The following is a 19,899-nucleotide window of genomic DNA, read 5'->3' on the forward strand; positions in this document are numbered from 1 at the left end:
TGGCGACAACATGAACGGAGGGGGAGAAAAAGAATTAATGGATGCCGCCAATTCGGCTCAGACGCACACCTGTCGGCCATTCACCTTCTTGTTTTTCGAAGCTCATCCAGATCCCCACGGCACGGCCAACGAGGTTCGCTTCAGGGACAAATCCCCAGTAGCGGCTATCGGCGCTGTTGTCGCGATTGTCGCCCATCATGAAGTACTGTCCGGGCGGCACAATCCAGGTTGCCAGCGGCTGGCCAGCCTGCTGGTAATACATGCCCAGTTGATCCTGTGCGATCGGCACGGTCAGAATACGGTGAGTCACTTCGCCAAGCGTCTCTTTACGCTCCGTCAGACGAATACCGTTTTCTTTGCTTTCGCCTTTTGGCAATTCCCAGAAACCGCTGGTCGCTTCACCGCCGTTACGACGGGCGAAGGTCTGCACGAAATCACTCGGCTCGACGTTAGAGTAGGTCACCGGCAGCGCATTGCCGCACGCCTGACCGGAGCTACAACCTGGCTGGATAGTGACCTCTTTCGCTACCGGATCATACGTGACTTTATCGCCCGGCAGACCCACAGCGCGTTTGATATAGTCCAGGCTCGGCTCTTTCGGGTATTTAAAGACCACGATATCGCCGCGTTTCGGATGACCAGTTTCGATCAGCGTGTTCTGGTAAATCGGATCTTTAATGCCATACGCGAATTTCTCCACGAGGATAAAATCGCCAATCAACAGCGTTGGCATCATCGAACCTGATGGGATCTGGAACGGTTCATAGATAAAAGAACGCACCACCAGCACGATAGCCAGCACCGGGAAAATCGATGCACCGGTTTCCAGCCAGCCCGGTTTCGGACCGACTTTCTTCAGCGTTTTTTTATCCAGTTGATCGCCCGTCGCCGCTTGTGCCGCAGCCTGGCGCTCACGACGTTTTGCTGCGAAAAAGAACTTATCCAGGCACCACAGCAATCCTGTTATCAGGGTTGCGATCACCAGGATTACGGCAAACTTGTTCGCCATGCCAACTCCTTAGGGTTATTTACCGTCTTTACCGACATGTAGAATGGCGAGGAATGCTTCCTGCGGCAGCTCAACGTTACCGACCTGCTTCATTCGCTTCTTACCTTCTTTCTGTTTCTGCAGCAGCTTTTTCTTACGGCTCACGTCGCCACCGTAACATTTTGCCAGTACGTTTTTACGCAACTGTTTTACGGTAGAGCGCGCAATAATGTGGTTACCGATTGCCGCCTGGATAGCAATGTCAAATTGCTGACGCGGGATCAGCTCTTTCATCTTCTCAACCAGTTCACGGCCGCGGTACGGCGCGTTATCGTTATGGGTGATCAGTGCCAGCGCATCGACGCGCTCGCCGTTGATCAGCACGTCCACGCGCACCATGTTGGAGGCCTGGAAGCGTTTGAAGTTGTAGTCCAGCGACGCATAGCCGCGGGAAGTTGACTTCAGGCGGTCAAAGAAATCGAGCACCACTTCCGCCATCGGGATTTCATAAGTCAGTGCGACCTGATTGCCGTGATAAACCATGTTGGTCTGCACACCACGTTTTTCCACGCAGAGAGTAATGACGTTGCCCAGATACTCCTGCGGCAGCAGCATATGACACTCAGCGATAGGTTCGCGTAACTCATCAATGTTGTTCAGCGGCGGCAGTTTGGACGGGCTGTCGACGTACACCACTTCTTTGTTGGTCATCTGAACTTCGTACACTACTGTCGGCGCGGTGGTGATCAGATCCAGATCGTATTCACGTTCCAGACGCTCCTGGATGATCTCCATATGCAGCAGACCGAGGAAGCCGCAGCGGAAACCAAAGCCCAGCGCTGTAGAACTTTCCGGCTCGTAGAACAAAGATGCATCGTTCAGGCTCAGTTTACCAAGCGCATCACGGAAAGCTTCGTAGTCATCTGAGCTGACCGGGAACAGACCGGCATACACCTGCGGCTTCACTTTTTTAAAGCCAGGTAAGGCCTTATCGGCAGGATTACGCGATTGCGTCAGGGTATCCCCCACCGGGGCGCCGAGAATGTCTTTAATCGCGCAAACCAGCCAGCCCACCTCGCCACACTTTAGTTCGGTCCGGTCAACCTGCTTCGGCGTAAAGATGCCAAGACGATCAGCGTTGTAGACCTGACCGGTACTCATCACCTTAATTTTGTCGCCCTTGCGCAGGGTGCCGTTCTTAACACGCACCAGAGAAACAACGCCAAGGTAGTTATCGAACCAGGAGTCGATGATCAGGGCTTGCAGCGGCGCGTTTTCATCCCCTTCTGGTGCCGGGATATCACGCACCAGGCGTTCCAGCACATCCTGAACGCCGACTCCGGTTTTCGCCGAGCAGCGCACCGCGTCGGTGGCGTCGATACCAACGATATCTTCAATCTCTTCCGCCACGCGCTCTGGGTCAGCGGCAGGCAAATCAATTTTGTTCAGGACCGGAACCACTTCCAGATCCATTTCAATGGCGGTATAGCAGTTCGCCAGCGTCTGGGCTTCCACACCCTGCCCGGCGTCTACCACCAGCAGCGCGCCTTCGCACGCCGCCAGAGAACGTGAGACTTCATAGGAAAAGTCAACATGGCCTGGGGTATCGATAAAGTTCAGTTGATAAGTTTCGCCATCGGAGGCTTTGTAATCGAGCGTCACGCTTTGCGCTTTAATCGTAATGCCGCGCTCACGCTCCAGGTCCATGGAGTCGAGAACCTGCGCCTCCATTTCACGATCAGAAAGGCCACCGCAAATCTGGATAATGCGGTCAGACAACGTCGACTTACCGTGGTCGATATGAGCAATGATCGAAAAGTTACGTATGTTCTTCATATATTAATTAATTATGCCTTACGAATACCTGGAGGCCGCTGTTCTGTGCCTGACGTTGTGTCGTTCGAAAACGCCGCATTCTACACTACATCACCACAACCAGGAAATGCTCTTCCGGTAAGCTTAGCGGGAGATCTGATGCGAGATGTAAGTAAAACGAAAGCCAGCGCGATCACTGGCCTGTTTCGGAGGGGGATGCGTCAACACGCAGCATGTCAGGAGGAAGGCCAACGCTCAGGATAACTGGCTGCCATTCGGCACGAGCCGCCAGCATTGGCGACAGACCGCGGGCGAGTAAAAAGCCGCCGACGCCGCCGAGCAGCGCACCGCAGAGCGCCGCGAGATCGCCGCCGAAAAGCACCTGAAAGAGGCCGCCCACCACAAACAACCCCACCAGCGGCGACATATAGACCAGCAGCGCAGAACTCAACAGGCTGCCTTCGGCAATACCCAGTTCAACTTTTTGCCCGGCGACAAGCGGCTGCTCACTCGGGACGACGATCGTATGCTGTGTTTGCGGTCCGAGTTTGTTCAGTATGCGAGAGCCGCAGCCTGCGCGCGATGCGCAACTGCTGCATGAAGCTTTGACATCGCAACTGACTTTCGCCATCCCGCTTTGCCAGGAGATAACGGTTGCCCATTCTTTAATCATTGTACCGCCCCGAATTTAACGCTTTCCGCGATGCGCCTGGCCGTTGGTGGCGGCAACTCGCCAACAATAGTGATTTCTGCATTATCGCGGATCGAGGTGACCACCGTGCGACGCCCCGTACGCAGCATTTGTTCGCTGCTGGTTGGCGTTGCCCGGCTGACATTCACCGAGAAGCTGAACAGGCCATCAGAATACAAACGCGATTCTACCGCCACATTGAGCGTCGGCAATGTGCGGCGGCTACTGGAAACTTCACTGAACCCCTGTGGTACCCAGGAGGTCGTCCAGTTAAAGCTGGATTTATCCCCCGCCGGTACCGAAAGCAGCGGCGGCAGGCTGGCTTTAGCCAGATTTTCCATGCTATCGCTTACGCTGTTATTCACTGTAAACGCAATCACGCGGAACTGCTCCAGCGTTTCGCCGTCGCGATCAAGTAAATCGACGCGCAGCGGCAGTTTGGTTTCGGAATCCAGCCAGACAATATGGCTGTAACGTGTGCCGTCTTTTGCCACTACGCGAATCACTTCGCACAGGTGATCGGCAATACGGGTACGCCCGACAGAGATAAAGTCGTAGTAAGGCGACAGGCGTTTGAAATCGGTATAGACCAGCGAGGGTAAGGAATCAACGATGTAGTCGCCATTGAGCGTGAAGGGTTCAAGCCCTGGCTCAAAATAGCTGATCTCATTACCGCGCTGGACGACTTCACGACGTGGGCCATCCATCTGCAGAAGCTGAGATAATGGTTGATTGTTAAGACGAGCGTGGCGATAACGCAGTGATTCGACGCCTTGCTTGCTGATGCTGACAAATGACAGCTCGTAATTGAGTGACTGGCTCGCCAGGTTCATTTGCTGCAACAACGCCCCGGACGAGACATCAGCCGAGGCGTTGACAGAGAAGAACAGGCTACCAACCACAATCGGTATGGCACACCAAAGTTGCTTCATTACTGCGATTGCGTTCCTAATGTTTGATATCCTGGCACCTGAACAGCGGCTTGCTGGGTTTGTGCCTGTTCAAACTGAAGCTGTTCGGAGTGCAAACGACGCTGCAACTCATAATCCTGCAACATCGCGTTGATACGACGGCGTTGCTCCTGCACTTGCTGTTGCTGGCCGGTACCGGCAGTGGCATCAGCAGGTACGCCCAGGCTAACCGGGCTGGCTTTACCCATCATTGGCAAAGTGTTGAAGACAGGTGCTTCAGGCTGCCGGGATGATTCAGATTGCCCATTATACTGCTGCACGCCGACGATGACTGCAAGTGATACACAGGCGGCGACACCCATTTGAGTGAGTGAGCTGGCCCACGGGCGCACTTTTTGCCAGAACGGCATTTTTTGCCACTGGTATGGTGCCGGTTGGGCTTCAGGAATCAACGGCGTTGCCTGGCGCACAGGCTCGTTTTCAATGGCGGCCATGACGCGAGCAGAGATATCAAAATGGAGCATCTCGCCTGTATCGCCACGGAGTGAATCGCGGATGAGGTGGTAGCTTTCCCAGGTTTTTTGCAGTTCAGGAGAACCACTCAACGTAGTGAGGAGCTCGTTATCCAGCGTTTCGCCATCCATTAAAGCGGAAAGTTGTTCTTTCTGCATGCCTAAATACCTTTTCCAGTATCCCGCTATCGTCAACGCCTGATAAGCGGTTGAACTTTATTATCAATAGCTTCTCGCGCCCGGAAGATACGCGAACGAACCGTACCGACCGGACAATCCATGATAGCGGCTATCTCTTCATAGCTCAGGCCATCCAGCTCCCGCAGGGTAATTGCCATGCGTAAATCCTCCGGAAGCGACTCAATGGTACGAAAAACAATTTGTCTCAGTTCTTCTGACAACATTAAGTTCTCAGGGTTCGAAATTTCTTTCAGCGCGCCACCACTTTCGTAGTTTTCTGCTTCAATAGCGTCCACATCACTTGATGGTGGACGGCGCCCCTGAGCGACCAGGTAGTTCTTCGCGGTATTAACCGCAATACGATACAACCAGGTATAAAAAGCACTATCCCCCCGGAAAGAATCCAGCGCGCGATAGGCCTTAATAAAAGACTCTTGTACAACATCAGGCACGTCACCTGATGGTACATAGCGGGAAACCAGACTCGCCACCTTATGCTGATAGCGCACTACCAGTAGGTTAAATGCTTTCTGATCTCCCTTCTGGACCCGTTCAACGAGGACCTGATCCGTTAACTGCTCGCTCATCCGAGGTAATGTCTCCCCAAACCTAATTCCCATGCGTAATCAGAACGCCACTCCATCAATGCACTATGAGCAAGCAATCGGTTAGAGTTTCTGATAATCATAAAGTTCCGTTACGCCATTGTTTTTTTGTTAATCATTGAGACCGGTCATTATCATTCATTATAAGTCTACCAATGCTTAACAACGCGATTGTGTGTAATTAAAGCGTTCAGCACGCCAGCAGGGTAGCTTAACACAGGGTTTATTTCATCATAAAATCCGAAGCTAACGATCTGCTTCGCAAAATATTTCCTCGCTTTCAAACATCTTCTTTTCCCCTGCCTTCTGTTTAGCCATTACAACCTCATCGTAAAAAAAATGTGCTCAAAAGCGTATTCTGATGGTATGCTCGCAAAACCATGTTTAGTACATTAAACAAAAAAGATGAATACGACGCCCAACCACGCTTGTGATGTGCTTATTATCGGCAGCGGCGCTGCAGGTTTATCGCTGGCATTGCGCCTTGCGGAACACAGTTCGGTGATTGTTTTAAGCAAAGGTCCCGCCAGCGAAGGTTCTACCTTTTACGCACAGGGCGGTATCGCCGCCGTGTTTGACGAAACAGACAGCATCGAGTCGCACATTGAAGATACCCTGATTGCCGGGGCCGGGATCTGCGACCGCCACGCCGTCTCGTTTGTCGCCAGCAACGCCAAAGCCTGCGTGCAATGGCTTATCGATCAGGGTGTGTTGTTCGATACGCAAACGCAGGCCAACGGCGAAGAGAGCTATCATCTGACGAGAGAAGGTGGGCACAGCCATCGCCGCATCCTTCATTCCGCCGACGCCACCGGCAAAGCCGTGGAAACCACGCTGGTCAGCAAGGCGTTAAACCATCCAAATATCCAGATACTCGAACGCCACAACGCCGTCGATCTCATCATATCCGATAAAATCGGGCTGCCCGGTACGCGGCGCGTTGTCGGGGCGTGGATCTGGAATCGCAATCAGGAACGAGTGGAAACCTGCCAGGCAAAATCGGTGGTACTGGCGACGGGGGGCGCGTCGAAAGTGTATCAGTACACTACCAATCCGGATATCTCGTCCGGTGATGGTATTGCCATGGCCTGGCGCGCAGGCTGTCGGGTGGCGAATCTCGAGTTTAATCAGTTTCACCCGACCGCGCTTTATCATCCGCAGGCGAGAAATTTCCTGCTGACAGAAGCGCTTCGCGGTGAAGGTGCATTGTTGAAGCGGCCTGACGGCACACGCTTTATGCCTGATTTTGATGCGCGCGGCGAACTGGCGCCTCGCGATATTGTCGCCCGTGCCATCGACCATGAGATGAAACGTCTCGGTGCGGACTGTATGTATCTGGATATCAGCCACAAACCCGACGACTTTATCCGCCAGCACTTCCCGATGATTTATGACAAGCTGCTCGGCCTCGGCATTGATCTCACAAAACACCCCGTGCCGATTGTACCTGCTGCGCATTACACCTGCGGCGGCGTGATGGTGGATGATTATGGCCGCACCGATGTTGACGGCCTGTATGCGATTGGCGAGGTGAGCTATACCGGGCTGCATGGCGCGAACCGGATGGCGTCCAACTCGCTGCTGGAATGCCTTGTCTACGGCTGGTCAGCGGCCGAAGATATTAAAAAACGGATGCCATACGCACGCGCAACGTCATCACTTCCCGCATGGGATGAAAGCCGCGTAGAGAACCCGGACGAACTGGTTGTTATCCAGCATAACTGGCACGAGTTACGCCTCTTTATGTGGGATTACGTCGGCATTGTGCGAACCACAAAGCGGCTTGAACGCGCACTGCGCCGCATCACCCTGTTGCAGCAAGAGCTGGATGAGTACTACGCAAAATTCCGCGTGTCGAATAATTTACTGGAGCTGCGCAACCTGGTTCAGGTGGCTGAACTGATCGTTCGTTGCGCGATGCTACGCAAAGAGAGTCGGGGTTTGCACTACACGCTGGATTACCCGCAGCCGCTGGCGGAATCCGGTCCGTCAGTGCTTTCCCCGCTGGCTTACATGAATAAATAGAAGGCCTGGGTCAGCGCCGTATACCCTTCCGAGTATTGCTGCTCTGGCCCACGGATCACCAGCCGATCGCAAAAATACTCACCGGCTTTTGGCGAAAACGCCAACAATACGCGATGCGGCGGACGCAGTTCGGTTTCGGCGATGTCCGTCCGCAGACGCAGATTCCAGCCGAGCGAAAGTGCCTTCTCGGTAAATGCCGTGCCGATGCTTTCTGGCAGCACCAGACAGAAAAACCCCTCTTCAGTGATCGCTTCTGCAGCGCAATTCAGCAGAGCGGTGTGATCGAGCGACGTGGTATAACGGGCTTGTTCACGCTGTGGCGTCGCACACTCCACGCCCTGCTCATAATAGGGAGGATTGCTGACAATCAGGTCATAACGGCGGGTTTGCTGGTGAAGCCATTGCTGAATATCCGCATGATGCACCTTCACGCGCGTAGACCACGGCGATTCGGCGACGTTTTCCTGTGCCTGCGCAGCGGCGTCGTCATCAAGTTCAACGGCATCAATGGTAACGTGATCGTCGGTTCTTTGCGCCAGCATCAGCGCCAGCAGACCGCTTCCCGTACCAATATCAAGAATACGATTGACGCGGGCAATCGGAGCCCAAGCACCCAACAGAATGCCATCAGTCCCCACTTTCATGGCACAACGATCGTGCGCAACAAAGAACTGCTTGAAGGTAAATCCATTACGGCGCAGCACGGATTTTGGGTCAAACATAACATGCATCCTGGCAAGTAAAAGCGGGATTTGTTTTAGGTTATGCACAATACCTGAGAACAGTTATCCATACAAACAGATGAACATTACAGCCGTAACGTCTATAATCAGCGCCCCACACAGAGGTAGATCATGACTGTAACGACTTTTTCCGAACTCGAACTCGACGAAAACCTTCTGGATGCCCTCCAGGATAAAGGTTTCACTCGCCCGACCGCCATTCAGGCTGCCGCTATTCCGCCTGCGCTCGATGGCCGTGATGTCCTTGGTTCTGCGCCGACCGGTACCGGTAAAACGGCGGCATATCTGCTGCCTGCGTTGCAGCACCTGCTCGACTTTCCGCGCAAAAAATCCGGGCCACCGCGCATTTTGATCCTGACACCGACCCGTGAGCTGGCCATGCAGGTTGCCGATCACGCTCGCGAGCTGGCGGCACATACCCACCTTGATATCGCCACAATCACCGGCGGTGTGGCTTATATGAACCATGCGGAAGTGTTCAGCGAAAATCAGGATATCGTTGTCGCAACGACAGGTCGTCTGCTGCAATATATTAAAGAAGAAAATTTCGATTGCCGCGCGGTCGAAACGCTCATTCTTGACGAAGCGGATCGGATGCTCGACATGGGTTTTGCCCAGGACATTGAGCATATTTCCGGTGAAACCCGCTGGCGCAAGCAAACCCTGCTGTTTTCCGCTACCCTGGAAGGCGACGCCATAAAAGATTTTGCTGAGCGTCTGCTGGAAGATCCGGTGGAGGTTTCCGCTACGCCATCCACCCGTGAGCGCAAGAAAATTCATCAGTGGTATTACCGTGCCGACAACTTCGAACACAAAGTCGCCCTGTTGAAGCACCTGCTGAAACAGGAGGACGCCACCCGTTCTATTGTGTTCGTGCGTAAACGCGAGCGTGTACACGAACTGGCGGAAATGCTGCGTTCGTCAGGCATTAATAACTGCTACCTTGAAGGCGAGATGGCGCAGGTTAAACGTAACGAAGGTATTAAACGTCTTACTGACGGTCGCGTTAACGTGCTGATTGCCACCGATGTTGCCGCCCGCGGGATTGATATTCCTGATGTGAGTCACGTCATTAACTTCGACATGCCGCGCAGTGGAGACACCTACCTGCACCGCATCGGCCGTACTGGGCGCGCGGGACGCAAAGGTACCGCAATCTCGCTGGTTGAAGCCCATGATCACCTGCTGCTGCAGAAAATCGGTCGCTATATCGAAGAACCGCTAAAGCCGCGCGTCATTGATGAGCTTCGCCCGACCACGCGCGCACCAAGCGAAAAGATGACCGGGAAACCATCGAAGAAAGCGCTGGCGAAACGCGAAGAGAAGAAAAAAGAGAAAGAGAAAGAAAAACCGCGCGTCAAAAAACGCCATCGCGATACTAAGAACATTGGTAAGCGTCGTAAGCCGAGCGGCAGCACAGCCTCAACACCATCAACAGAAGAGTAAAAAAAAGCCGGGAAATAACATTCCCGGCTTTTTTATTTCCACGCCCGTAAGAGAATTACAGGCTTTCTGTAAAGGTACGAGCGATAACGTCGCGCTGTTGTTCCGGAGTCAGGGAGTTGAAACGAACCGCATAACCCGAAACGCGGATGGTCAGCTGCGGGTATTTTTCCGGATGCTTAACCGCATCTTCCAGCGTTTCACGACGCAGCACGTTAACGTTCAGGTGCTGGCCGCCTTCTACACGCACTTCCGGTTTTACATCTACCGGGATTTCACGGTATTCAATGTCGCCCAGATTGCTGACAGCAACAACCTGATCTTCCGTGAAATCGCCTTTAGCACACAGGCAGCGAGCTTCACCCTTCTCACTGTCCAGCAACCAGAAAGAGTTCAGCAGATTGTCGTTTGCGGCTTTAGTAATCTGAATACCTGTAATCATTTGGTGCCTCCTCAGGCTCTGCATATTCATTTAACCGGCCGGTTTACGGCCAATTGGTAAAACCATTGTTGCTTGAGTGTATGTATAACAGTGGCACCCCCTCGATTCTTTGATTTATATCAATAAAAACCACACCGAAAAGATGGGTATACCAGAAAATACTTGTTTTATATCAAGTTACACCACCTGCTGCGCCAAATTATTTTTGTAAAGTTTCAACTTTTTTTATAGCAACGACGACGTTTGTGATTTACAGATTTTGTTATGCAGAAAGAAGCCGTTAAGCTATCCCTATACAGATTCGCAGGAGAGCGAAATGACAACTGAATTAACCTGGCACGACGTGCTGGCTGACGAAAAGCAACAACCTTACTTTCTGAATACACTCAAGACCGTCGCCAGCGAGCGGCAGTCAGGTATAACCATCTATCCCCCGCAGAAAGATGTGTTTAACGCCTTTCGTTTTACTGAGTTGGGCGATGTGAAGGTTGTCATTCTCGGTCAGGATCCCTATCACGGTCCTGGACAGGCGCATGGTCTGGCGTTTTCTGTTCGTCCCGGCATCGCCACGCCGCCATCATTGCTCAATATGTATAAAGAACTGGAGCAATCCATTCCTGGCTTTACCCGCCCGGATCACGGTTATCTGGAAAGCTGGGCGCGTCAGGGTGTTCTGTTGCTCAATACCGTTTTAACAGTACGTGCAGGTCAGGCACACTCACACGCCAGTCTGGGGTGGGAAACATTTACGGATAAGGTCATCAGCCTTATCAACGAACATCGCGAAGGGGTGGTGTTTTTATTGTGGGGATCACACGCCCAGAAGAAAGGGACGATTATCGACAAACAGCGTCATCATGTATTACGGGCCCCTCACCCATCGCCGCTGTCGGCACATCGCGGCTTCTTCGGCTGTAACCATTTTGTGCTGGCAAATGAGTGGTTGTCACAGCAGGGTGAAACACCCATTGACTGGATGCCCGTGCTACCGGCAGAAAGCGAGTAATAAAAAAGCCAGCATCATCGCTGGCTTTTTTGCATCAGGCTTTGTTCTGTCGCCACCATTCGGCAAGCAATACACCGGTCGCAACGGAGACGTTCAGACTCTCCACATGACCGGTGCCATTGATTGATACGCTCAGATCGGCGCTGTCGAGGGCGGCATCAGACAGACCATCTCGCTCCTGCCCCAGCACCAGCACCATCTTCTTCGGCAGCGTAGCTTTAAACAGTGGCGTGCCTTTATGGCTGGAGGTGGAAACGATGGTATAACCCGCATTGCGGAACTGATCCAGCGTCTCGATGAAGCTGTCGCCGGTGATCGGCTCCACATGCTCGGCACCACCTTCTGCGGTACGAATTGCCGCACCGGATTCCAGCAGCGCTGCATCTTGTACCACCACGCCTTTCACGCCGAAGTGCGCGCAGCTGCGCATCATCGCGCCGAGGTTATGCGGGTTGCCGACATCTTCCAGCGCCAGTACGCAATCATCTTCTGCCGCCTTACTGACCCACTGCTTCACCGTGGTACCGTTACGTTTTTTGATCAGGAAGCAGACGCCGCCATGATGCTCAGTACCAGAGGCTTTTGTCAGCTCAGCATCATCCACCACGTGATACGCTTTGCGGTTCGCCGCCATCCAGCACAGCGCCTCTTTAAAACGCGGCGTCACACTCTGGATAAACCAGGCGCGAACGATAGAATCCGGACGGCTCTGAAACAGGGCCTGGCAGGCATTTTCGCCATACACGCGCGTCTCTTCCGCGCGCTGACGGCGCAGCACTTCCGGGTCAATAAAACTTTTACCGCTGATGCCACCGTGATCCGGTTTCACCGGCGTGTCATCCCCCGGCGCGCGGGAAACGGTACGCCACGGAGAAGCATCACGATCGCGATCACCACGATCATTGCGATCACGGTTGCGCTCGCGCGCAGGTTGCGCGGATTTTCCCTCACGCACCGGACGACGACCACCTTCAGTACGGGAAGCGCCACTACGCCCTCCCCCCTTTCCGGTACGCGGATTCTGGGTGCGTTTATCCGAGTCATCATCACTGCGGACATACATCACTTTGACCTTGCCGCTTTTATTCTTTAGTTCGTCGTTCATTTCTTTCTCCACCTGCGCTGCGCGAAGCGCGAAGATTACCCGATGTGGCCCCGCTTCGCCATGACTTCCTACAAAAGACTATGACTATTGTACTCATTGAATAAACCACTTTGTCCATTCAGATGCCTTCGCCGATAATATGTAACATTATCGAAACAATCTGGCAGCGGCGTGATGCCGTTGCCCATTCAGACCCGAGGTTAGTTATGAATACCGTTTGTGCCAGCTGTCAGGCGCTCAACCGCATCCCCGATGATCGTCTTAACGACGCTGCGAAATGTGGACGCTGTGGTCATGACCTGTTTGATGGTGATGTGATCAATGCCACCGGTGCAACGCTGGATAAATTGCTGAAAGATGATCTTCCTGTTGTGGTCGATTTCTGGGCGCCGTGGTGCGGCCCTTGCAAAAACTTTGCGCCGATCTTTGAAGATGTCGCGGAAGAGCGCAGCGGAAAAATGCGCTTTGTTAAAGTGAATACGGAAGCGGAACGCGAACTGAGCGCACGCTTTAATATCCGCAGCATTCCGACCATCATGATTTTCAAAAATGGTGAAGTGGTTGATATGCTGAATGGCGCCGTACCGAAAGCGCCGTTTGACAGCTGGCTGAACGAGGCCACGCCGTCCTGATCCTGCCGGGGCACAGCTTGTGCCCCGTTTTAACCTCTGCGACAATAGCGTTTTTTCTGCCAGACACCCATGACCGATAACGCCGTTCTCAGATTACGCGCTGAACGCCTTGCGCGCGCTACCCGCCCTTTTCTCGCCAGGGGAAACCGAATTCGTCGGTGCCAGCGTTGCCTGCTGCCGCTCAGACAGTGTTTGTGCGATACCCTAACCACTGCAAGCGCCAGGAGCCGTTTCTGCCTGGTGATGTTCGATACCGAGCCAATGAAACCGAGCAATACTGGTCGACTCATTGCGGACATTCTGCCCGACACTGACGCGTTTCAATGGTCACGGACCGCTCCGCCGCAAGCATTGCTGGATCTGGTGCGTAATCCGGATTATCAGCCCGTTGTGGTATTTCCGGCCTCGTATGCCGATCCCGAACGCCAGGTGATCAGCACGCCAGCCCGTGGTAAACCGCCGCTGTTTATTATGCTCGACGGCACCTGGACCGAAGCGCGGAAAATGTTTCGCAAAAGTCCGTGGCTCGATAACCTGCCGTTGATCTCAGTCGATCTGTCGCGCGTGTCAGCGTACCGGTTGCGTGAAGTCCATGCTGAAGGGCAGTACTGCACGGCGGAAGTGGCTATTGCGTTGCTGGATCTGGCGGGCGACACCGATGCCGCCGCCGCGCTTGGGGATCACTTTGACCGTTTCCGCTCGCGCTATCTGGCAGGAAAAACGCAGCATAAGGGAAGCGTCACAGCAGAAATGGAAGAAAGCGTTTAGAATCATCCAGTCACTTGTGCAAAGGAGACCGGTATGAGCCAGCGTGGCCTGGAAGCGCTACTTCGCCCTAAATCGATCGCTGTCATTGGCGCCTCAATGAAAGCCTCAGCGTGCCGGTTATCTGATGATGCGCAATTTGCTGTCTGGCGGCTTCAGCGGCCCGGTGTTGCCCGTCACGCCGAACTGGAAAGCGGTGCTGGGCGTTCTCGCCTGGCCGGACATAGACAGTCTGCCATTCACACCTGACCTGGCGGTACTCTGCACTCATGCGAAACGAAATCTGGCTTTACTGGAAGCATTAGGCGAGAAAGGATGTAAAACCTGCATTATCCTCTCCTCGCCACCTGAACAGTTTGCCGAACTGAAAACCTGTGCCCGTCGTTATCAGATGCGGCTTTTAGGACCAAACAGTCTTGGACTGCTGGCCCCATGGCAGGGGCTGAACGCCAGTTTTTCGCCAGTCCCCATTCGCCCTGGCAAACTGGCGTTTATTTCGCAATCCGCTGCGGTGTCTAATACGATCCTCGACTGGGCGCAGCAGCGTGAGATGGGGTTTTCTTACTTCATCGCCCTCGGTGACAGTCTGGATATCGACGTCGATGATTTGCTTGATTACCTCGCCCGCGATACCAAAACCAGCGCCATTTTGCTCTATCTGGAACATCTCAGCGATGCGCGTCGGTTCGTTTCCGCCGCACGCAGCGCTTCGCGCAATAAACCCATTCTGGTAATTAAAAGCGGTCGCAGCCCGGACGCGCAACGATTGTTGCAGGTCAATTCCGGGATCGATCCTGCGTGGGATGCCGCTATCCAGCGCGCTGGTTTACTGCGCGTGCAGGATACACACGAACTCTTTTCGGCCGTTGAAACCCTGAGCCATATGCGCCCGTTGCGCGGCGACAAACTGATGATTGTCAGTAATGGCGCGGCCCCGGCAGCGCTGGCGCTGGATGAACTCTGGCTGCGCAATGGTAAGCTGGCAACGCTGAGCGAAGAGACGCTTGCGCGGTTGCGTCAGGCATTACGCGACGGCGTGGAAATCGCTAACCCGCTGGATTTACGCGACGATGCGTTAAGTGAACACTATACCGCTGTGATCAATATTCTTCTGGACAGCCAGGACTTTGATGCATTGCTGGTGATCCATGCTCCCAGTGCCGCCTCACCGGGCACAGAAAGCGCGCTGGCGCTGATTGATGCGGTGAAAAAACATCCACGTGGCAAATATGTGAGCGTGCTGACTAACTGGTGCGGAGAATATTCTTCACAGGAAGCGCGACGTCTGTTCAGCGACGCCGGCATTCCAACATATCGCACGCCTGAAGGGACGATCACCGCCTTTATGCATATGGTTGAATATCGTCGAAACCAGAAGCAATTACGTGAAACGCCGACGATCCCGCTAAACCTGACGGCCAATGCGGCGCAAGCGCACTCTCTGCTGCAAAAAGCCATCGCCGATGGCGCGACTTCACTCGACACGCATGAAGTCCAGCCGGTACTGAAGGCTTACGGTCTGCACACACTGCCGACCTGGATTGCCGCCGACAGCACGGAGGCAGTCCATATTGCCGAACAGATTGGTTATCCGGTGGCGCTGAAACTGCGGTCACCCGATATTCCGCATAAATCGGAAGTACAGGGTGTCATGCTCTATCTGCGCACAGCGTCTGAGGTCCAGAGCGCAGCGGATGCCATGCTTGATCGCGTGAAAATGACATGGCCACAGGCGCGCATTCATGGTCTGCTGGTGCAAAGTATGGCGAACCGTGCTGGTGCCCAGGAATTACGTGTTGTTGTTGAGCATGATCCGGTGTTTGGCCCGTTGATTATGCTTGGCGAAGGCGGCGTTGAATGGCGCGCGCAGGATCAGGCCGCCGTCGCGTTACCGCCGCTGAACATGAACCTCGCCCGTTATCTGGTCATTCAGGCGATCAAGAATAAAAAAATACGTGGTCGCAGCGCATTACGTCCGCTGGACGTCGCCGGACTGAGCCAGTTGTTGGTTCAGGTCTCCAACCTGATTGTCGATTGCCCGGAAATTCAGCGTCTTGATATTCATCCTTTGCTGGCGTCTGGTACCGAATTTACGGCGCTGGATGTCACACTGGAGATAGCACCGTTTGAAGGCGACAATGAAAGCCGGCTGGCCGTGCGCCCTTATCCGCAGCAACTGGAACAATGGGTTGAGATGAAAAACGGCGAGCGCTGCCTGTTTCGACCAATCCTGCCGGAAGATGAACCGGCGCTACAGAGGTTCATCGCTCAGGTCACGAAGGAAGATCTCTACTATCGCTATTTCAGCGAGATCAACGAATTTACCCATGATGATTTAGCCAACATGACCCAGATCGACTACGATCGAGAAATGGCTTTCGTCGCCGTGCGAGTGTCTCCGGGTGAACCGGAGATCCTCGGCGTCGCACGGGCGATTTCCGATCCTGATAATACAGATGCGGAATTCGCTGTGCTGGTGCGTTCGGATCTGAAAGGATTGGGCCTGGGACGCATGTTGCTGGAAAAACTGATTGGCTATGCCCGCGACCACGGTCTGGCGCGACTCACCGGGATTACGATGCCGCATAATCAGGGCATGGTGGCGCTGGCGCGTAAGCTGGGTTTCGAGGTAGACATTCAACTCGAAGAGGGCATCGTTGGCTTAACGCTCAAACTGGCGTCCTCCGGTGATCGTGAGTAAGCTGCTGGAAATGTTGACCACTTTAGTCAGTAGTGGTGGTATTATTGTTCGCTTCTGTCGTCTGCATGGTACAGAGGACCCTTCAATAAACAGAGAAGAATTGCACTGTGATGTTGTCAAAATTTAAGCGAAATAAACATCAACAACACCTTGCTCAACTACCTAAGCTTTCTCAGTCAGTTGATGATGTCGCGTTTTTTTACGCTCCCGCGGATTTTCGGGAAGCCCTGCTGGCGAAAATTGCCAGCGCCACGCAGCGTATCTGTATCGTTGCGCTTTATCTTGAGCAGGACGACGGCGGTAAGGGCATTTTGCAGGCACTGTATGATGCCAAACGTCAACGCCCTGAATTAGACGTCCGCGTGCTGGTCGACTGGCATCGCGCACAGCGTGGCCGCATCGGGGTGGCAGCATCGAATACCAACGCGGACTGGTATTGCCGTATGGCGCAGGAAAATGCAGGCGTTGATGTGCCTGTTTATGGCGTGCCGGTCAATACCCGTGAAGCGCTGGGCGTTCTGCACTTCAAAGGCTTTATCATCGATGATTGTGTGCTCTACAGCGGTGCCAGTCTGAACGACGTCTATCTGCATCAGCATGACAAATACCGCTACGATCGCTACCACTGCGTTCGTAATCAGCAGATGGCGGATATCATGTTTAACTGGGCTGATCAGAATCTCGTACAAGGGCGTGGTGTTCACCGTCTGGATAAACCTGATCGTCCGAGAAGCCCGGAAATCAAAAACGATGTTCGTTTATATCGTCAGGAATTGCGCGATACCGGTTATCACTATCAGGGTGATGCCGATAATGAACAGCTTTCCGTCACACCGCTGGTCGGTCTGGGAAAATCGAGCGTCCTGAATAAAACCATCTTCCATTTAATGCCCTGTGCGGAGCATAAGCTCACCATTTGCACACCGTATTTCAACCTGCCTGCCCTGCTGGTACGCAATATCATCCAGTTACTGCGGGAAGGGAAAAAGGTAGAGATCATTGTCGGCGATAAAACCGCCAACGACTTTTATATTCCGGAAGATCAGCCGTTTAAGATTATCGGCGCCCTGCCGTATCTCTATGAGATCAACCTGCGTCGCTTCCTCAGCCGCCTGCAGTATTACGTAAACACCGAACAACTTGTGGTCCGTTTATGGAAAGATGATGACAATACTTATCATCTTAAAGGCATGTGGGTGGATGACGAATGGATGCTACTGACCGGGAACAACCTGAACCCGCGAGCCTGGCGTCTGGATCTCGAGAACGCTATTCTCATCCACGATCCGCAACACCAGCTGGCGGCATCCCGTCAAAAAGAGCTGGAGCTAATCCGCACGCACACAACTGTAGTGAAACATTATCGCGACCTGCAAAGCATCGCTGATTATCCGGTCAAAGTCCGTAAGCTGATCCGCCGTCTGCGCCGGATCCGAATAGACAAGCTGATCAGCCGTATTCTGTAATTCTCTGGCCCCGCTCATCCGGGGCCTTTTCTTATGGAGCTTGCCCGTCTCATGCGCGTCGTGTTGCTTTTCGTAGTATTACTTCTCAGTGGCTGTAGCCATATGGCAAATGACCAGTGGTCCGGACAGGATAAGGCGCAGCATTTTCTTGCGTCTGCCATGCTCTCCGCAGCGGGCAATGAATACGCTCAGCATCAGGGTATCAGCCATGATCGCAGCGCAGTAATCGGACTGCTGTTTTCCGTCAGCCTCGGGGCGGGTAAAGAGTTGTGGGACAGCCGCCCGACAGGAAGCGGCTGGAGCTGGAAAGATTTTGCCTGGGATGTCGCTGGTGCGACAACGGGGTTTGCCGTCTGGCAACTGGCGCATCAGTAACGCCTAGAGGCGCAGCCCTTTTCCTTTCGCATGCAGCATCAGCGACACCAGAAATGCCAGCGCGCCCATCAGGGTCACGTACCAGAAAAACGCCGACTCAAAACCCACCGATTTCAGCGACAACGCGACATATTCTGCCGATCCGCCAAACAAGGCATTCGCCACCGCATACGACAGACCAACCCCCAGCGCCCTGACCTGCGCCGGAAACATCTCCGCTTTCAGAATACCGCTTATCGAGGTATAGAAGCTGACGATAAGCAGGGCGCACATCACTAATACAAATGCAGCCACAGGAGACGTCACGCTTTGCAGTGCGGACAATATCGGTACAGTACATACTGTCGCCAGTCCGCCAAAGATGAGCATTGACGTCCGGCGACCGATCCTGTCAGACAGCGCGCCGATAATCGGCTGGATCAACATAAACACAAACAGCGCTGCGGTCATCAGGATACTGGCAGTATTTGCGCTCATTCCTGCCGTATTGACCAGATACTTCTGCATATAGGTAGTGAAGGTATAAAACGTTAGCGAGCCCCCTGCAGTAAAACCCAGCACCATCAGGAACGCCTTGCGATTACGCCATAGTCCCTTAAAGGAACCTGCTTCTTTCAGCGTGCGCGTCTCTTTTTGTGAGGTTTCGTCCAGTTGACGACGCAGCCACAGCGCGACAATGGCCAGCACCGCTCCCAACGCAAACGGGATGCGCCAGCCCCAGGCATGCAGAGCTTCGCTACTCAGAATCTGTTGTAAGACGACAACAACCAGCAGCGCCAGCAACTGTCCGCCAATCAGCGTCACATACTGGAAAGAGGCGTAAAACCCTTTGCGTCCTTCCACGGCGACTTCACTCATGTATGTTGCGCTGGTGCCATATTCTCCTCCGACCGACAATCCCTGGAATAATCGGGCCAGCAATAACAGCGCGGGCGCCCAGGTGCCGATCGTGGCATAACCTGGCAGGCAAGCGATTACCAGTGAACCGAAACACATCATGCACACCGAGATCAGCATAGATTTTTTACGGCCGTGGCGGTCGGCGATACGACCAAAGAGCCAGCCACCAATCGGACGCATTAGAAATCCGGCTGCGAATACGCCAGCCGTTTGTAACAGTTGCGTGGTGGTGTTGCCCGCAGGGAAAAAGATATGGGCGAAATAGAGAGAGCAGAACGAGTAGACGTAGAAATCAAACCATTCCACCAGGTTACCTGAAGAGGCGCCGACAATCGCCCATACTCGTCGCCGGGTATCGCTACTGGTCAGTGAATCACGCGCAGCTATGCTCGTTTCGGTCATTGTCCTCGTTCTCCTGCCAAAGATGGATGCTTGTCTCATCGGGCGTCACACGCCGCTAAAATGACAAAATAAGTGGCAAAAATGTTACATAATTGTTACGTTTAATTATGCGATGATGATCACGAATTCTGTTAGCAGGATCACGAATCAGGATTTTACGCAGATGGGGATGACGTTTTTTTTCTGCCGCGC

The 19,899-nt window shown here is 53.6% G+C and carries 18 protein-coding genes and 1 pseudogene; 8 read left to right on the forward strand and 11 right to left on the reverse strand.

Features of this window, described 5'->3' with window-relative positions; translation table 11 throughout:
- Positions 1–34: 34 nt before the first annotated feature.
- The 7 genes from lepB to rseD all read right to left on the reverse strand — a co-directional run bounded on the left by lepB (position 35) and on the right by rseD (position 5,785).
- Positions 35–1,009 (reverse strand): signal peptidase I, encoded by a 975-nt coding sequence (lepB, locus tag GTGU_RS11925; RefSeq protein ID WP_038157169.1) that lies wholly within the window; start codon positions 1,007–1,009, stop codon positions 35–37.
- Between the two features lie 15 nt (positions 1,010–1,024).
- Positions 1,025–2,824 carry a translation elongation factor 4 gene (lepA, locus tag GTGU_RS11930; protein WP_038157204.1) on the reverse strand — a complete coding sequence of 600 codons (1,800 nt, stop codon included), beginning with the start codon at positions 2,822–2,824 and terminating at the stop codon, positions 1,025–1,027.
- Between the two features lie 172 nt (positions 2,825–2,996).
- Positions 2,997–3,476, reverse strand: coding sequence for a SoxR-reducing system protein RseC (gene rseC, locus GTGU_RS11935; protein WP_038157207.1), 480 nt, complete (start codon positions 3,474–3,476; stop codon positions 2,997–2,999).
- Positions 3,473–4,426, reverse strand: coding sequence for a sigma-E factor regulatory protein RseB (rseB, locus tag GTGU_RS11940; protein WP_038157210.1), 954 nt, complete (start codon positions 4,424–4,426; stop codon positions 3,473–3,475). Before rseB ends, rseC begins: the two co-directional genes overlap by 4 nt.
- The gene (gene rseA / locus GTGU_RS11945) at positions 4,426–5,076 is read right to left on the reverse strand and encodes an anti-sigma-E factor RseA (RefSeq protein WP_038157212.1); all 651 of its coding nucleotides are present in this window, start codon (positions 5,074–5,076) and stop codon (positions 4,426–4,428) included. Before rseA ends, rseB begins: the two co-directional genes overlap by 1 nt.
- A 32-nt stretch (positions 5,077–5,108) precedes the next feature.
- Positions 5,109–5,684 carry an RNA polymerase sigma factor RpoE gene (rpoE, locus tag GTGU_RS11950; RefSeq protein ID WP_038157215.1) on the reverse strand — a complete coding sequence of 192 codons (576 nt, stop codon included), beginning with the start codon at positions 5,682–5,684 and terminating at the stop codon, positions 5,109–5,111.
- Positions 5,681–5,785, reverse strand: a complete 105-nt coding sequence (gene rseD / locus GTGU_RS27035) for a rpoE leader peptide RseD (RefSeq protein ID WP_425427446.1) — start codon at positions 5,783–5,785, stop codon at positions 5,681–5,683. Before rseD ends, rpoE begins: the two co-directional genes overlap by 4 nt.
- A gap of 322 nt (positions 5,786–6,107) precedes the next feature.
- Here rseD and nadB point away from each other — a divergent pair, with 322 nt between their 5' ends.
- Positions 6,108–7,727, forward strand: a complete 1,620-nt coding sequence (gene nadB, locus GTGU_RS11955) for an L-aspartate oxidase (RefSeq protein WP_038157217.1) — start codon at positions 6,108–6,110, stop codon at positions 7,725–7,727.
- Here nadB and trmN read toward each other — a convergent pair.
- Complete coding sequence (trmN, locus tag GTGU_RS11960; RefSeq protein WP_038157220.1) at positions 7,712–8,449, reverse strand: tRNA(1)(Val) (adenine(37)-N(6))-methyltransferase TrmN; 738 nt, start codon at positions 8,447–8,449, stop codon at positions 7,712–7,714. The genes nadB and trmN overlap by 16 nt on opposite strands.
- A gap of 132 nt (positions 8,450–8,581) precedes the next feature.
- Between trmN and srmB the strand changes: the two genes are divergently transcribed.
- Positions 8,582–9,916: an ATP-dependent RNA helicase SrmB gene (gene srmB / locus GTGU_RS11965; protein ID WP_038157221.1), complete on the forward strand. Its 1,335-nt coding sequence runs from the start codon at positions 8,582–8,584 to the stop codon at positions 9,914–9,916.
- 55 nt (positions 9,917–9,971) lie between these two features.
- Here srmB and grcA read toward each other — a convergent pair whose 3' ends face one another.
- A complete protein-coding gene (grcA, locus tag GTGU_RS11970; protein WP_038157224.1) occupies positions 9,972–10,355 on the reverse strand; it encodes an autonomous glycyl radical cofactor GrcA in 384 nt (127 codons plus the stop codon).
- A 316-nt stretch (positions 10,356–10,671) separates the two neighbouring features.
- Here grcA and ung point away from each other — a divergent pair, with 316 nt between their 5' ends.
- A complete protein-coding gene (ung, locus tag GTGU_RS11975) occupies positions 10,672–11,361 on the forward strand; it encodes a uracil-DNA glycosylase (protein ID WP_038157228.1) in 690 nt (229 codons plus the stop codon).
- A 34-nt stretch (positions 11,362–11,395) separates the two neighbouring features.
- On the opposite strand, the gene GTGU_RS11980 is transcribed toward ung, so the two are convergent.
- A complete protein-coding gene (locus GTGU_RS11980) occupies positions 11,396–12,466 on the reverse strand; it encodes a tRNA/rRNA methyltransferase (protein WP_038157231.1) in 1,071 nt (356 codons plus the stop codon).
- Between the two features lie 206 nt (positions 12,467–12,672).
- Between GTGU_RS11980 and trxC the strand changes: the two genes are divergently transcribed.
- The 5 genes and pseudogenes from trxC to GTGU_RS12005 all read left to right on the forward strand — a co-directional run bounded on the left by trxC (position 12,673) and on the right by GTGU_RS12005 (position 18,405).
- Positions 12,673–13,098, forward strand: a complete 426-nt coding sequence (trxC, locus tag GTGU_RS11985) for a thioredoxin TrxC (protein ID WP_038157234.1) — start codon at positions 12,673–12,675, stop codon at positions 13,096–13,098.
- A 69-nt stretch (positions 13,099–13,167) separates the two neighbouring features.
- The gene (gene tapT / locus GTGU_RS11990; RefSeq protein ID WP_038157237.1) at positions 13,168–13,866 is read left to right on the forward strand and encodes a tRNA-uridine aminocarboxypropyltransferase; all 699 of its coding nucleotides are present in this window, start codon (positions 13,168–13,170) and stop codon (positions 13,864–13,866) included.
- A 33-nt stretch (positions 13,867–13,899) separates the two neighbouring features.
- Positions 13,900–16,564 (forward strand): annotated as a pseudogene (locus GTGU_RS11995) (bifunctional acetate--CoA ligase family protein/GNAT family N-acetyltransferase).
- A 110-nt stretch (positions 16,565–16,674) separates the two neighbouring features.
- Positions 16,675–18,030 carry a CDP-diacylglycerol--serine O-phosphatidyltransferase gene (gene pssA, locus GTGU_RS12000; protein WP_038157240.1) on the forward strand — a complete coding sequence of 452 codons (1,356 nt, stop codon included), beginning with the start codon at positions 16,675–16,677 and terminating at the stop codon, positions 18,028–18,030.
- A 51-nt stretch (positions 18,031–18,081) separates the two neighbouring features.
- A complete protein-coding gene (locus GTGU_RS12005; protein ID WP_038157250.1) occupies positions 18,082–18,405 on the forward strand; it encodes a YfiM family lipoprotein in 324 nt (107 codons plus the stop codon).
- Positions 18,406–18,408: 3 nt separating this feature from the next.
- On the opposite strand, the gene GTGU_RS12010 is transcribed toward GTGU_RS12005, so the two are convergent.
- Positions 18,409–19,707, reverse strand: coding sequence for an MFS family transporter (locus tag GTGU_RS12010; RefSeq protein WP_038157242.1), 1,299 nt, complete (start codon positions 19,705–19,707; stop codon positions 18,409–18,411).
- Positions 19,708–19,899: the final 192 nt, after the last annotated feature.

It is taken from the genome of Trabulsiella guamensis ATCC 49490 (assembly GCF_000734965.1).
GTDB lineage: Bacteria > Pseudomonadota > Gammaproteobacteria > Enterobacterales > Enterobacteriaceae > Trabulsiella > Trabulsiella guamensis.